Origin of the sequence: Sphaerospermopsis kisseleviana CS-549 (assembly GCF_028329225.1) — a bacterium.
GTDB classification, from domain to species: domain Bacteria; phylum Cyanobacteriota; class Cyanobacteriia; order Cyanobacteriales; family Nostocaceae; genus Sphaerospermopsis; species Sphaerospermopsis kisseleviana.
Genome location: NZ_JAQMTI010000252.1, coordinates 1 through 15,478, shown reverse-complemented (window position 1 = coordinate 15,478; position 15,478 = coordinate 1). Strand labels below are relative to the sequence as shown.

Annotated in this window: 8 protein-coding genes; 1 reads left to right on the top strand and 7 read right to left on the bottom strand. The window is 42.7% G+C overall.

Features of this window, described 5'->3' with window-relative positions; genetic code table 11:
• Nucleotides 1-283: 283 nt before the first annotated feature.
• The 7 genes from PN497_RS19405 to rpsT form a co-directional block, all read right to left on the bottom strand.
• Nucleotides 284-625 carry a Dethiobiotin synthetase gene (locus PN497_RS19405; RefSeq protein ID WP_096566765.1) on the bottom strand — a complete coding sequence of 114 codons (342 nt, stop codon included), beginning with the start codon at nucleotides 623-625 and terminating at the stop codon, nucleotides 284-286.
• Nucleotides 626-671: 46 nt separating this feature from the next.
• The gene (locus PN497_RS19400; RefSeq protein WP_096566766.1) at nucleotides 672-1,217 is read right to left on the bottom strand and encodes a GIY-YIG nuclease family protein; all 546 of its coding nucleotides are present in this window, start codon (nucleotides 1,215-1,217) and stop codon (nucleotides 672-674) included.
• Between the two features lie 341 nt (nucleotides 1,218-1,558).
• A complete protein-coding gene (locus tag PN497_RS19395; protein ID WP_096566768.1) occupies nucleotides 1,559-5,689 on the bottom strand; it encodes a DNA-directed RNA polymerase subunit beta' in 4,131 nt (1,376 codons plus the stop codon).
• 89 nt (nucleotides 5,690-5,778) lie between these two features.
• Nucleotides 5,779-7,656, bottom strand: a complete 1,878-nt coding sequence (locus PN497_RS19390) for a DNA-directed RNA polymerase subunit gamma (RefSeq protein ID WP_096566770.1) — start codon at nucleotides 7,654-7,656, stop codon at nucleotides 5,779-5,781.
• 87 nt (nucleotides 7,657-7,743) lie between these two features.
• A complete protein-coding gene (gene rpoB, locus PN497_RS19385) occupies nucleotides 7,744-11,106 on the bottom strand; it encodes a DNA-directed RNA polymerase subunit beta (RefSeq protein WP_096572613.1) in 3,363 nt (1,120 codons plus the stop codon).
• Nucleotides 11,107-11,930: 824 nt separating this feature from the next.
• On the bottom strand, nucleotides 11,931-12,719 hold the full coding sequence (locus PN497_RS19380) for a TatD family hydrolase (protein ID WP_096572614.1): 789 nt from the start codon (nucleotides 12,717-12,719) through the stop codon (nucleotides 11,931-11,933).
• An 89-nt stretch (nucleotides 12,720-12,808) separates the two neighbouring features.
• Complete coding sequence (gene rpsT, locus PN497_RS19375) at nucleotides 12,809-13,102, bottom strand: 30S ribosomal protein S20 (protein ID WP_096566773.1); 294 nt, start codon at nucleotides 13,100-13,102, stop codon at nucleotides 12,809-12,811.
• Nucleotides 13,103-13,851: 749 nt separating this feature from the next.
• Here rpsT and hisD point away from each other — a divergent pair.
• Nucleotides 13,852-15,153 (top strand): histidinol dehydrogenase, encoded by a 1,302-nt coding sequence (hisD, locus tag PN497_RS19370; protein ID WP_096566775.1) that lies wholly within the window; start codon nucleotides 13,852-13,854, stop codon nucleotides 15,151-15,153.
• The last annotated feature ends 325 nt before the right edge of the window (nucleotides 15,154-15,478 follow it).

Sequence of the window (15,478 nt, the reverse complement as noted above, 5' to 3'; positions counted from 1 at the left end):
TTCGCGTCGGCAATAGTCTCAATTCAATACTTGATATCACCGTATTATATATCAAGTAGTTGATTTTTTCCTAAAAATATATTGATTTTTGTCAATATAAGTATAGTTTTGTCTATGAAATTGTCAACTTAGGACTTGCTCTCGAAATCTAAAAAAATGCACACTTTTTCAGGTATACCTTTGAAAACCCTGGCGATTTTTTCCTCTTTATTAGCACTTCGACAAGCTCACTGACTACCTGTAACCTTTGTTCTATCTGGGTTTTACATTTATTTAGCAAACCTTAAATAGTTTCCCATTTACCGGAAAAGATACTTTCAGCGGATCGGGAAATGCGTTGTAAATCTTCTTTTAGCAGTGGTGGCCATTCAACTCCAGATTTAGATCCTGTAGCAAATAATTGCAAAGCTCTAATACCTAATTTATATAAAGCTAAAGCTAGTTCTTTATCTAAGCTATGAGCATCTTTTAGAGCTTCAAACACAATTTTTAAGGCTAATAAAACAGAGGTAATTTGACCTGGTACTGGTGGTTTTCCTTGTTTGAGACGATTTAACAAAGCATCTGGGTTTTCTTCATTTGCTGTTTGGTCTATAAGTAACTTTCGCGCTATTTCGTAGTTCATAGGGGAAATAATTGATAATTGATAATTGATAATTGATAATTATCAATTATTTTAAATCTAGTAAACCTTCTTCTTTTAATTTAGGATGAAAACGCATTTGAGTTTTTAATCCTCTTGATTCTAAAACTGCTAAAATTTCTGATTCAATTCGCCGAGCTACATTTTTGATGATTTTACTTTTCGACGATTCATCAATTAGTGGATTTTGATAATTAGCTTTTTCTTCATCTGTCATTAATGCTTGAGTATTTATAGGATTAGTCCATTTTTCTTTGTTTTCTCCATTCCCTAAGGGAAGGCTACCATTTTCAACAATCCAAGTATTTTCAATCTTTTCTAAAATCGTGCGGTTAGGGCGTTCAATTGTGTGAACTTTTAACCAATAACATTTTTCTGGTTGACGGACTAAATGCTGCTTGCAACTAAGATAAACATCACGGGAATAACTAACGAATTGCAGAATTTTATCTTTGTCAAAAATAGCATAGGCTCCTATTTTACCCTGAAAATGTGCTGGTAATTCTCCATTTTTGTCAATGTAAGTGACATATTCTAAAGTATTTAAAGCTGGAATATCAATTTCTGTAGTCATCTTTATTAAATGTATGATTTACTAATTTAGTAAAGCAGCAAGTGTGCAAACAGTCAAGCATCAGGGAATTGGGAATTGGGGATAGGGGATAGTTTTAGAGGATGTTTTAAAGGTCTTGGTTGGCTTAAAAGCTAAGGAAAAATGCAAAAGAAATTCGGATTTACGCACAAGTTATGGAGGAATGAATTACGTTCGCTGGAGGTGTTCTTCGCAGGGGTAGGAACGAAGGACAGGAAGGAAAGAGGGTTTGAGAGATATTTTGCGTAAGTCTTGGAAATAAAGAAAGGGTTTAGTATTGCTAAACCCCTACATTTGCTTTTTCTAAAAATTACCTTTCGGTTTTATTCTTCATCATAATCATCGTCTTCTTCTTCGTATTCTTCTTCTTCTTCTTCTTCAACACCTGCAATCACTTCATCAGCAATTAAATCGTCGTCGTCGTCATAAATAGACCTGTCACCCCGTCTACTGCTGTAACTACTATCACTTAAGTCAGAAGAATCTAAGCTGTATAATTTAGCGGTGCGGTCGTCTAAAACCATATCTAGTGAATCATCTACTTCATCTAAAACCCCAGTACCTAAATCAGTACCATAGTCTTCAATGGTGGTGGTTTCTTCATAGGTGTTGTAACCAGTGCCAGCAGGAATCAATCGCCCAATGATTACATTTTCTTTCAAGCCCCGTAACCAATCAGATTTACCTTCAATGGCTGCTTCAGTTAATACTCTGGTTGTTTCTTGGAAGGAGGCCGCTGAAATAAAGCTGTCAGTATTTAAGGATGCTTTGGTAATTCCTAACAATACTGGAGTATACTGCGCTTTTGCACCGCCTGTGATGGACATTGCTTCGTTTACTTGTTCTACTTGGCGCAATTCTACTAATTCACCGGGCAACATGGTGGTGTCTCCACCATCGTCAATGCGGACTTTGTTCGTCATCTGCCGGACAATTACTTCAATGTGCTTATCTGCAATATCAATGCCTTGGGACTGATACACCATTTGCACTTCATTTACTAAAAAGCTTTGTACTTTTTGTAAGGCATGACTAGCACAGGCATAGATTCCTTCTTCTGAACCTAAGCTAAAGAATATTTCTAATATCTCATGGGGGTTAGAAGGTCCATCGGTTAAGGGTTGTCCAGCTTCTACATGAACACCATCAGGAACTATCAGATTTTGCCCTGGTCCAAGGGGATAATCGGTAACGCTACCACCAGCTTCTAAAACTTTAATAGCATAAGCTTCCCTCCCTAAAGCTTCATCTCCATCTCCATAAACGACTTTTACCTCACCAGGACGACGGCATAAAATACAAGCTTCTTTGGGTTTCCGAGCTTCTAACAATTCTTCAATTCTTGGCAAACCTTGGATAATATCCCCAGTTTTCGCCCTCTCAAACACCAACAACACCAAATTATCACCCCGTTGCACCAGTCCCCCGTCTTCAATTTGCAACACTGCCCCAGGACTGACTCGGTAAGGACGACCAACGCGAATGGTAATGGTGTATGGTGATGGGTGATTGGTGATTGGTGATGGGTGATTGGTGATGGGTGATTGGGAACTGTCACCTTTACTGTCACTTGCTTTGATTGAAATTACTTGTCCTGATTCTGGTGCTAGTACCCCTGGGGCAATTTCTGTTCCTTCTACTAACAAATCACCTTTTTTCACCTTTGGTGCTGTCGTAGTTTCTACGGTGATCATGTCAGTTTCTCGCAGGACTAAACAACGACGCACTGCTTCTGTATCTCTCCTGACACCGCGTACTGTTCCCCCTTCTTTACACAATATCTGTGTTCTTGCTACTACTGCCCCCGGTGCTATGGTGATGCCATCTTCTACTTCTAGGGTAGTATGGGTACTGCCTTGGGTGGCATCTGCGGCAATATCTCGGCGAATTACTAAGGATTCTAAAATTACTAGTTGCAATCTTTGAATGTCGGCGTTTTCACTATCTGCTACTAGTTCAATGTCTGCTGCTAGGGGTGAAGTATGGTCTTGTTCTCCTTCTTGTTCAATTTCTAATACTAATTGGGTCCGCAGTAGTTCGACTCCTTCGACGGATTTTACTCGTTCTCCATCTTTGTAGGGTAAACGCTGTAATGCCCGTAGTTGAATGGATCTGCCTGTTTGTTGACTGATGGAGGTTGTAGAGGGTACGTCAGGGTGGGCTGGTACGTCAAATTCTACTACTGGACGACTTAGTAGGGCTGGTCCTTCGGGGGATTCTACATACTGAATATATCGCAGTTCTGTGGCTACTGTTCCCATAAATTCTTCACCGGGCTGGATAAAGGTGTTATCTCTACCAATTACTGTTTCTGGATCATCGACCATTAACAGTTCACCAGGTTTGATGACTATTTCCCGCAAAATGTCGTTTTTCTGGGTAACTTCTATCACGCCGCTGGTTTGACAGAAAATGTCTTTGACTACTTCTGTGCCAGCTTCTACAAATTGCCCATCTTCTACTAACAATAAGGAAATATCTTTGTTTACTTCATGGCTTTCTTCTGGTATCCATAACAGCGTTCCTCCTGTTACCACTTCATAGCCTAATTTGGCTTTACCTTTTTTCTGAACTTCAATGCCGGCAAATTTTAAGAAGCCGCCTGTGGTGGTGCGATAACGGTCATCAATTAATTCTGCTACTACTTGACCATTTTGGACTTTTGTTCCTGGAGTAGCACGGAGGTTAAAAGTTTGAGACTTGGTGACTGGTGATTCTTCACTGTCACCGTGGCGTAGCACCTGTAACCTGTCACCTGTATGAATTAAGTAATTATTTTTCCCTTGGGAACTGTGAACCGTTACCGTCGCCTGATCCAATATCACGGAAGCGGTAATAATTTCAATTTCCCTGGTAGCTTTTCCGGGGATAGCTTCTGGCAGTCGCACTACTCCACCATGTACGGTGGTTAATTTGGTTTCTGCTAAAACTCCATTGGAGGCGATCGCATCTCCATTTTTTACTACTAATTCTGCTCCTGGTGGTAGGTTATACACTTCTCCAGATAAAATCCAAATTAATCCCCCTCTGGCCGCTGTGGTGGTAGTGTTACCTTGTCGGTCGGTTTTTTGTTCTGCTACTACATCGGCAAATTGTACTTCTCCGGCTAGGTCGGTTGCTACGTCTTTAACGGCTTTTTCTGTGTTTGCTCTGGTGGTTTTACCGCCTAAAGCTACTTCTGCTATTAATTGGGCAATTTTTACTTGTTGTCCAGGGTTAATATATAAGGTTGAACCTTGGGTAATGGAAATTTCTTGATTTTCTCTATCTCCCTTGGTTTCTAAAACCATAGTGCCGTTGGTTTCCGCATATAGGGCATCTTCCCCGTGACGGGTACGATAGGGGCGAGTTTTCAACTTGCGAGAAAATTTTACTGTACCTTCAACTTTCGCTCGCACTTGTTGGGCAACTTCTCCGGTAAATACTCCCCCAGTGTGGAAAGTCCGCATGGTTAATTGCGTACCTGGTTCGCCAATACTTTGAGCCGCGATAATTCCCACCGCTTCCCCTAAGTCTACCATTTTGGCGTGTGCTAAACTCCAACCATAACAGTGTTGACATACTGAACGGGCTGCTTCACAGGTGAGGGGCGATCGCACTATGACCTCTTTCACTCCTGCTTTTTGAATTTCTGCTGCTAAGTCGTCAGAAATCGGAGTATTTCGGGGTGCCAGCATTTCTCCTGTGGTCGGATGAACTACATCTTGAGCCACTACCCGCCCCATTAATCTTGTCCCAATGGGAATTAATACTTTAGCCCCATCTGTCATATCCCGTAGAGGAATACCCCTGGTAGTGCCACAGTCAAATTCTCTAATAATCACATCCTGGGAAACATCCACCAACCGCCGGGTGAGATATCCAGAGTCAGCGGTTCTTAATGCTGTATCAACTAATCCCTTTCTCGCTCCATAACTAGAAATAATATATTCTGTAACAGTTAATCCTTCTCGGAAGTTGGTTTTAATGGGTAAATCAATAATTTCCCCTTGGGGGTCAGCCATTAGTCCCCGCATTCCCACTAATTGCCGTACTTGAGAGATATTCCCTCTAGCTCCTGAGAATGCCATCATATATACGGAGTTGAGGGGATTGGTTTTTTTGAAGTATGTCACTACTTCATCTTTGAGACTTTCGGAAGTTCCATTCCAGGTATCAATCACTTTTTGGAAACGTTCAACTTCTGTGATTTCTCCTCGTTTAAATCTTTCCTCGGTGCTGAGAATTTCTGCTTCTGCTGCTTCCAGGAGGGATTTTTTAGAAGGGGGAACCATCAAATCATCAACACTAATGGAAACTCCGGCTTTGGTAGCATAACGAAAGCCTAAGTCTTTAAGTTTATCTGCCATTACCGCAGTCCGAGCCGTCCCGTAATGGGTAAATGACCATGCAATTAAGTTTCTCAGTTGACCTTTATTAACAACAAGGTTACGAAAAATCATTTTTTCAGTCATCTTAATAATTGATAATTGACAGTTGATAATTGACAGTTGATAATTGACAATTGACAATGGGGAATTGTCAATTGTCAATTGTTAATTGATTAACTTGCTAATGCTTCCTGAATCGCTTTGTTATAAATTACCCTTCCAGGAGTAGTGTAAATATATTGAGAAATTAAATTTCCTTCGGCATCCTCACGCACACGACGGAACTTATACAACAAAGTCCGGCTGCCATCTTCATTTTCCACAACCTCCTGCGGTTCATGATCCGGCTGTCCGGTTTCCATCTCTCCATCAAACCGCACGTAAATATAGGAATGTAGGTCTACCTGATCCTGCTGATACGCCATAATCACATCATCCAAAGAAGCAAAAAAACTATTTTTACCTTTAGTAGCGTTGGGATTTTCTGCTGTCAGGTAATATGCTCCTAACACCATATCTTGGCTAGGGGTGACAATAGGTTTACCGGTTGCTGGGGAAAGAATGTTATTGGATGCCAACATTAATAACCGGGCTTCTGCTTGACTTTCCAACGACAAAGGCACGTGAACCGCCATTTGGTCGCCATCAAAGTCGGCGTTAAATGCTGGACATACTAAGGGATGGAGTTGAATAGCTCTACCTTCTACTAAAATTGGTTCAAAAGCTTGAATCCCTAATCTGTGCAACGTAGGCGCTCGGTTTAACATCACCGGATGCCCTTCAATCACCTCTTCCAACACATCCCACACACTGGGGTCATTGCGAGAAATCAACTTTTTCGCCGCCTTGATATTATTCACCATCCCTGAACGAATCAACCGATTAATCACAAAAGGCTGGAACAGTTCAATAGCCATTTCCCTGGGTAGTCCACACTGGTGAATCTGCAACTTTGGACCCACTACAATCACAGAACGTCCAGAATAGTCCACCCGTTTACCTAACAAATTCTGCCGGAAACGTCCTTGCTTACCTTCGATAATGTCTGATAAAGATTTGAGAGGACGGTTATTTGCTCCTACTACCGTCCGCCCCCTGCGACCATTATCAATTAATGCGTCTACCGCTTCTTGCAACATCCGTTTTTCATTACGGACAATAATCTCCGGTGCCAGAATTTCCTGTAACCTCGCCAAGCGATTATTCCGATTAATCACCCGCCGATATAAATCATTTAAATCACTAGTAGCAAATCTTCCCCCATCCAACTGCACCATTGGGCGCAAATCCGGCGGAATCACCGGAATAGCTGACATTACCATCCATTCCGGCTTAGAACCAGTAGCAATAAAATTATCAATTACCCGCAATCGTTTAATTAACTTCGCCCGTTTTTGCCCCTTAGCGTTATTAATTTCTTCCCGCAGATTTTCCGCTTCCTGTTCCAAATTAATATCAGCTAATAGTCGCAGCAGTGCCTCAGCCCCAATACCTACCTCTACCCCCACCAGTTGGGAATCTTCGCTATAAATTGCATCCTCAATTTCCAGCCATTGATCTTCAGTCAACAATTGTTTATAAGCGAGAGTATCTGCATTACCAGGAGCTAACACCACATAAGAATTGAAATAAACAATTTGCTCCACATCCCGCAGCGGCATATCCAGCAAAATGGCGATATAACTAGGAATCCCCTTGAGATACCACACATGGGCAACAGGAGCGGCTAGTTTAATAAAACCCATGCGATGCCGTCGCACCCGTGATTCTGTTACCTCCACACCACAGCGTTCACAAACAATTCCTCTGTGACGCACCCGTTTATATTTACCACAATGACATTCCCAGTCCTTAGCCGGTCCAAAAATTCGTTCACAAAACAAACCATCCATTTCCGGCTTCAGAGTCCGGTAATTAATGGTTTCTGGTTTTGTTACCTCACCCACTACCTGACCATTAGGTAAAGTGCGTTCACCCCAAATACGGATACGTTCTGGTGAAGCTATACCGATTTTTACGTAGTCAAATTGATTAGATTGAATCGATCTCATAATTAATTGATAATTGATAATTGATAATTGATAATTAACAACCGATAAATTTCAATTGTTAATTATCCAATTCATCGCCAACAATTGTTACTCGTCTTCTTCCAAAGACTCACGGGAAAGTGACTCATAAGTAGGACGGGGAGGAGTACGGCGAGAACCTTGATCCGCCATTAAATCAACTTCCACATCCAAAGAACTACCATCAGCTTGGGTTTCTACCTTATGCACAGCAATATCCAAACCCAAAGATTGCAATTCTCGCATTAACACTTTGAAAGATTCAGGAGTACCTGGACGGGGAATAGCTTTACCCTTAACAATGGCGTTAAGTGCCTCATTTCTACCTTGCATATCATCAGATTTCACTGTTAACAATTCCTGCAAAGTATAAGCAGCGCCAAAAGCCTCTAAAGCCCACACTTCCATTTCTCCAAATCTTTGCCCACCTTGTTGAGCTTTTCCACCCAAAGGCTGTTGAGTAACGAGAGAATAAGGACCAGTAGACCGGGCGTGAATTTTATCATCCACCAAATGCACCAACTTGAGCATATAAGCTACACCCACCGTTACCGGACGGTCAAAAGGTTCGCCAGTGCGTCCGTCATAAACCATAATTTTCCCAGAGTCATCAGGGTTATATACCCAAGTTTTCCCTGTTTCATCCCTGGCTTCTTGCAACTTGCCATGCACAATGCGGCGGGAAGATTCTTCCCCATACATTTCATCAAAAGGAGTAATCTTAAACCGCACTCCCAAATTTTGACCAGCCCAACCTAACAAACATTCAAACACCTGCCCCACATTCATCCGGCTAGGTACACCCAAAGGGTTCAGCACAATATCCACCGGTGAACCATCGGGCAAGTAAGGCATATCTTCCGCTGGCAGGATGCGGGAAATAATCCCCTTATTCCCATGTCTTCCTGCCATTTTGTCCCCAACTTGGATTTTGCGTTTTTGTGCCACATACACCCGCACTACCATATTTGCCCCTGGTGGCAACTCATCACCTTGTTCTCTGGTGAATAAACGCACATCTACCACCCGCCCCTTTTCTCCATTGGGAACTCTCAGGGAGTTATCGCGTACATCACGGGCTTTTTCTCCAAATATCGCCCGTAGCAGTTTTTCTTCTGGTGGTTGGTCTGATTCACCTTTAGGAGTCACTTTTCCCACTAGAATGTCACCAGATTCTACCCAAGCGCCAATTCTAATAATTCCCTGTTCATCTAATTGCCTGAGAGCATCTTCCCCCACGTTGGGAATTTCTCTGGTAATTTCCTCTGGTCCAAGTTTAGTTTGTCTGGCCTCAATTTCATATTTTTCAATGTGAATAGAGGTGTAAACATCATCCTGTACCAACCGTTCAGAAATCAAAATTGCGTCTTCGTAGTTATAGCCCTCCCAAGGCATATAAGCAACAACAATGTTTTGTCCTAGTGCTAGTTCTCCCCCTTCTGTAGAAGAACCATCTGCCAACACCTGTCCGGCTACCACTTTCTCGCCAATGCGAACCAGGGGTTTTTGGTTTAAACAGGTATCTTGGTTAGAACGTTGATATTTAGACAGGACATATTTAATTTCCTGGGGTTTAGAAACTGGGAAAGAGGAAGTTTCTTCGCTGTCACCTGTCACCTGTAACCTGTCACCTGTTCTCTCTCGGACTCTGACGCGAATTTCGTTAGCATCTGCATACACTACATCGCCATCGGTGCGAGAAACAATTACCATTCCAGAGTCTCTAGCAGCTTGAGCTTCTAAACCTGTTCCCACCAAAGGACGCTCTGGTTTCAGTAAAGGTACTGCTTGCCGTTGCATATTAGAACCCATCAATGCCCGGTTCGCGTCGTCGTGTTCCAAGAAAGGAATCATGCTGGTTGCTACGGAAACAATCTGCACTGGGGAAACTGCTACGTAGTCTACTTGTTCTGGTGTGGTGGTGGAAAATTCTTGGCGATAGCGTACCGGTACTTGGGGTCCAATGATGTGGCCATTTTCATCAACGGGAATGTCTCCTGGTGCTACCCGTAGATCGTCCTCTTCGTCTGCTGTCATGTAGACGGCGGCTTTTTCATAGCACACTCGTCCGTTTTCTACTGGTCTAAATGGTGTTTCTAAGAATCCATATTGGTTAACACGGGCATGGGTAGCCAATGAACCAATTAACCCTGCGTTTGGTCCTTCTGGGGTTTCGATGGGGCAGATACGTCCATAGTGGCTAGGGTGAATATCCCGTACAGCAAAGCCGGCTCTTTCTCTGGTTAAACCACCAGGACCTAAAGCACTGAGTCGGCGTTTATGGGTCAGTTCCGCTAGGGGGTTGGTTTGATCCATGAACTGACTCAGTTGGCTAGAACCAAAGAATTCTTTGATTGCTGCTACTAAGGGTTTGGGGTTAACTAGGGATGCTGGTGTTAAAACTTCAGCATCTGATACGGTCATCCGTTCCCGAATGATGCGCTCTAAACGGTTCAATCCTACTCTGACTTGGTTTTGCAAGAGTTCACCTACGCTTCTAACTCGGCGATTTCCAAGGTGATCAATGTCGTCAATACTACCAATGTCGTATTCTAGGTTGATCAGGTAATCGACTGCGGCTAGGATATCCCCAGGAGTGAGGACGCGCATGGTGTCGGGTACGGAAAGGCGAAGTTTTTTGTTGAGTTTGTATCTACCAACTCTGCCTAAGTCGTAACGTTTGGGGTCGAAGAAGCGGGAGTCTAAGAGTTGTTGTCCTCCTAAGACTGTGGGTGGTTCACCGGGACGTAGTTTGCGGTATAACTCCATCAGGGCTTCTTCTTCGGAAAACTGCCCTTCTTTTTCTATGGTTTTTTGGAAGTATTCTGGGTGGCGTAGGGCATCAAAGATTTCGTTGTCTGATAATCCTAATGCTTTGAGCAGTACCTGTGCTGATAGTTTGCGGGTTTTGTCGATGCGTACCCACACTAAATCGTTACGGTCTGTTTCAAATTTTAGCCATGCCCCCCGGTTGGGGATTAAACTGGCAGAATAGGTTCTTCTCCCGTTTTTGTCAATTTCTGATTTGTAATAAACTCCTGGCGATCGCACGATTTGGTTGACTATAACCCGTTCGGCTCCGTTAATAATAAACGTTCCCCGATCTGTCATTAAGGGCAAATCACCTATAAATACTTCTTGTTCTTTAATATCACCTGTTTCTTTGTTTAACAGTCTGGTGGGGACATACATTTGTACTGCATAGGTGCTGTCCCGACGTTTGGATTCTTCAACGCTATACTTAGGCTCTTTGAGTTTATAGTTCTGTCCGATAAAGTGCAGTTCTAGTTTTCCTGTGTAGTCTGTAATCGGACTAAATGAGTTCAACTCTTCTATTAGCCCTTCTTCTAAAAACCAGCGAAAGCTTGAACGCTGGATTTCAATCAAGTCTGGCAACAGAAAGGCTGGTTCCATGTATGTTTCGTTTGTCATGCCTCTACCTTTGTCAACCTGGTTAAACTTTCGCTTGGATCGAGCAGGGAAACCCTGCTGTGGTGTTCCGACTCTCACTTTGTGGGGAGCAAGTTGTTGAGTAACTTCTCCTGACGCTGCCAACTCTTTACTGTTTTGCAGTCATTAAATCTGTAATTGGTGTTTTTGACAAGTGGTTAAGCGCCTCTGAGTATCAGTAAGGATGGAAAAAGTCTGTGTGCTAAATCTTGAAACAAGATTAGATGGTCTATATCTTGCTGATTTTTCTTGGTTTTTCTCTCTCCAGTTCTTTCACACAGCCTGTTCATTAATTCCGCATCCATACTGTTGTATCTTTTAGGGACCTCATCTATACTCACAGTAAGAACCCAAAAACAATGAAGAATCCGCGAGTGTTGGCTGGGAATCAGGATAGATTTCTTTTGCTGTTTTTTTGTCACAAGGCTTTTAAGTCTAAAAATTTAATAATTTTCTATATTTCAATACACAAAAATCCGCTGCTGTGTACAATTCCATATCAAACTAGGCTTCCAGGGTTTGTTATTTATTGAGAGCATCTGCTTGTAGAGATATTTTTAGATGTCCTTGAATTTTGTGTTGATCAACATTCACCACCATGTAATTGACTAGATATATTTTATACCTAGCATTTAACAGTAATTTTCAGCAGCTAGTTAAAAATTCCCTTCCTTTATCATTATGACGCAAGTAAAATGTTTTTGAGGGAATAATATTAGCACAGTTTTGTCCTCCGAAAGTCTGAATTTTGGTTTTTTATCAGTTTTCAGTTTTTCTGAATTTTGGCGACTGACTGATAGCTAATTTTATGTTATTGACAGTCCGAATAACCTACAAGCATTTGCAGTGGTTTGATGGGCGATCGCCTCTACTGTTTCTCCCCTAATTTTGGCTATTTGTTCAGCTACATAACCTACATAAGCTGGTTCGTTGCGTTTTTCGCCTCTTTTGGGTGTGGGTGCTAGAAATGGACAATCTGTTTCTATGAGCAAGCGATCGCTACTCACCATGGCCGCTGATGCTTGGATTGTTTTCGCGCTTTTAAAGGTGACAGTGCCACTGAAACTGATGTAAAAGCCCAAATCCAGAAACCATTGAGTTTCTTCTGGTGTTCCTCCCCAACAGTGCATTACTCCCCGTACTTTTTCCCCTTGTGTTTCCCGCCATTTTTGCAATATTTCTCTGACCTGTGGTGCGGCATCCCGACAATGGATGATCACTGGTAAGTTCAGTTCTGCGGCGATCGCTAATTGTGCCTCAAATACCTTGTACTGTTGTTCCTGGTTATTGGCCTTGTAAAAATCCAGCCCCATTTCCCCAATCGCTACTACTTGAGGATCAGCACTGGCTAGAGTTTTGATTTTCTCTGCTGTCTGATCCTGCCATTTATGTGCATCTAAAGGATGTAAACCCACTGCAAAGCTGATTTCAGGAAATTCCTGTGCCAATGCTTGAATGCTGGCAAACTCTTCTGGGTGAACACAGGAATGGACTAAATGCACTACTCCGGCTTGTTGCCAACGCGATCGCACTGCTGCTAAATCTGGTTGAAAAAGGTCAAAGTTCAGATGTACGTGGGTGTCTATTAATTGCATGATGGAGTCAGAAACCATTGATGGGGTTTGGTTAAGTCATTAATCTCTTAGTTCATGACTAATGACTAATGACTGATGACTAATGACTTCTATGCTGTTTGTGTCAGTGGTTTGAGTTTTTGTGCTAACCTTGATTTTTTTCTAGCTCCGTTGTTGGGATGCAGCACACCACGCTTGACAGCTTTGTCAATTTTGCTGTAAGCCTCTGACATCCGAGTATCTACTACCTGTTTTGATTCAGGAGTAGGATTAGCTGCATAGGCTTCCACCGCAGCCAAATATTTCTTCATCAGCGTCTTTACTGCTGATTTATATGCTTTGTTACGCAGTCGGTTGCGTTCTGCGATTTGGGCGCGTTTAAGTGCTGATTTTGTATTCGCCACAGTCAGTTCCAAAAAAACTATTAATTAATATGTACACACACTACTAGACTTACTAATATAGCACAAAATTTGCCAATGTTATAATTTCACAGAAAAATTTTCCGGTGGGATGTTAGGGCAGGAGGCAGGGGGCAGAAGGCAGGAGGCAGAAGTTCAGGAGTCAGGAGTCAGGATAAACAATCAATTTCCAGTGAAATATATGGGATTTTTGTATCTATATCTGCTTATTAGCTTCTGGTAATTCCCATTTTCTAACCTTTAAAACCATAACTGGCCACTTACGCTGCCGTCTCATTTATCGAAACAATCGGATCTCAAACCGCACTTCGTCCCGCTATGCTAACGCTTTTGAAGGGCAAAAGTTTTGGTAGCGGGTATAAATCAACCTGATAAAAACGGCCTCCTGACTCCTGACTCCTGACTCCTGACTCCTGCCTCCTGCCTCCGAGTAGGAAAATAATAGGCCTGGATGTATATTCAGGACGGGGAAATAGGTTAGAATAAGTTACCTATAAATAAATTAAATTGCCAACGCAACTACTCCCAGCATCTAACCTGCTTTTTAGTGAGTATAAAATCATTAAATTCTTATTATGCAAGTAAAATATCTGTAGCCATCCTGGGAGTATCAAAAGAATGCAGGTTAAGCTAGAGAAGAGAGTTAGGAAAAGCTTGATATCCTCAGGGTAAAAAGCCAGACTAATGATCAAACAGGAAAATTCTAATTTTGGCATTGTCCTTACTACTCCATGCTGCGAATTATTACTCAGCAGGCAGACGTTATATCCGAACTACAACGTATCTGCGATCGTACTCACGATGAACAGGTGCTTCACAAAGAAGCAACGGTACGTGAAGTGTTGCAAGCAGTCAAGCGCCAAGGCGACAAAGCTGTACTGCACTACACTGCCGAATTTGACCATCAAACCTTGCAACCAGAAGAACTGAGGGTGACAGGTTCAGAACTGGATGCAGCTTACCAACAGGTATCAAAGGATTTGTTGGCAGCTATTCAGCGGGCTTGTCGCCAAATTGAAGCGTTTCACCGTCAGCGAGTACCAAAAAGCTGGGTACACTTTGGCGATGATGAAGTGGTACTGGGTAAACGCTATACTCCTGTAGATCGGGCAGGTTTATACGTCCCTGGAGGTAGAGCTTCTTACCCCAGTACAGTGCTAATGAATGCGATACCAGCTAAAGTAGCAGGTGTACCGCGTATAGTGATGGTAACACCACCAGGAGCAGGTAAAGCAATCAATCCAGCAGTCTTGGTGGCTGCCCAAGAAGCTGGAGTAGAAGAAATTTATCGGATTGGTGGCGCTCAAGCGATCGCTGCTTTAGCCTACGGTACGGAAACAATTCCTAAAGTGAATGTCATTAGCGGACCAGGTAACATTTATGTCACCTTGGCCAAAAAACTAGTTTACGGCACTGTGGGCATTGATTCCTTAGCAGGACCGAGCGAAGTGCTAATTATTGCCGATGAAACGGCTAATCCTGCCCATGTTGCTGCGGATATGTTAGCTCAGGCAGAACATGATCCAATGGCGGCGGCGATTTTGTTAACCACAGATGCGGGTTTAGCGAAAAAAGTCCAGGCAGCAGTAGATAGACAACTGGTAGATCATCCCAGACGGATAGATACAGAAAAAGCGATCGCTCACTATGGGTTAATTGTTGTTGTCGAATCTTTAGAAGCAGCGGCAGAATTTTCCAATGAATTTGCACCTGAACATCTAGAATTGGAAGTTGAAGATCCTTGGACTTTAATTTCTCACATTCGTCATGCCGGGGCTATTTTCCTGGGTAATTCCACACCAGAAGCTGTAGGTGACTATTTAGCAGGTCCAAACCATACCTTACCTACTTCCGGTGCTGCTCGTTATGCTTCTGCCTTGGGTGTAGAAACTTTTCTTAAACACTCTAGTATTATCCAATACTCACCAACCGCACTGGAGAAAGTCGCCGGTGCAATTGAGACTTTAGCGAAAGCGGAAGGTTTGCCTTCCCATGCTGATTCAGTACGAAGGCGAGTACAGGAAGAAGAGTAATTGAGAACGCTTATTTTTTTACTGAGTGCGGTTGACGGCAGCTACTCCATAATTAAAAATGGAAAGTTTGTAATTTTAGCAAACTAAAGTTCACAAGAAAATCGCTCAAAGGCACGGAAGCCACTTGGCTGTCTTACAGTGGAGGAAGTGCCAACGGCGAATTTATTCGCCGCGAATATGATACGATTGGACTGCGAGTAGGAACAACCATCTACACGAAGAAGTATTTTGATAAGGAGAAACCCCTGATTTATCTCGTCTCGGCATTTGACCGCAGCCTGGGTAAACAAGCAAAGGCAAATATGGAGTGTAATACCGCCAAAAT

Coding starts and splice junctions, on each gene's coding strand:
- PN497_RS19405 (WP_096566765.1), bottom strand. CDS start 625: ATGAACTACGAAATAGCGCGAAAGTTACTTATAGACCAAACAGCAAAT.
- PN497_RS19400 (WP_096566766.1), bottom strand. CDS start 1,217: ATGACTACAGAAATTGATATTCCAGCTTTAAATACTTTAGAATATGTC.
- PN497_RS19395 (WP_096566768.1), bottom strand. CDS start 5,689: ATGACTGAAAAAATGATTTTTCGTAACCTTGTTGTTAATAAAGGTCAA.
- PN497_RS19390 (WP_096566770.1), bottom strand. CDS start 7,656: ATGAGATCGATTCAATCTAATCAATTTGACTACGTAAAAATCGGTATA.
- rpoB (WP_096572613.1), bottom strand. CDS start 11,106: ATGACAAACGAAACATACATGGAACCAGCCTTTCTGTTGCCAGACTTG.
- PN497_RS19380 (WP_096572614.1), bottom strand. CDS start 12,719: ATGCAATTAATAGACACCCACGTACATCTGAACTTTGACCTTTTTCAA.
- hisD (WP_096566775.1), top strand. CDS start 13,852: ATGCTGCGAATTATTACTCAGCAGGCAGACGTTATATCCGAACTACAA.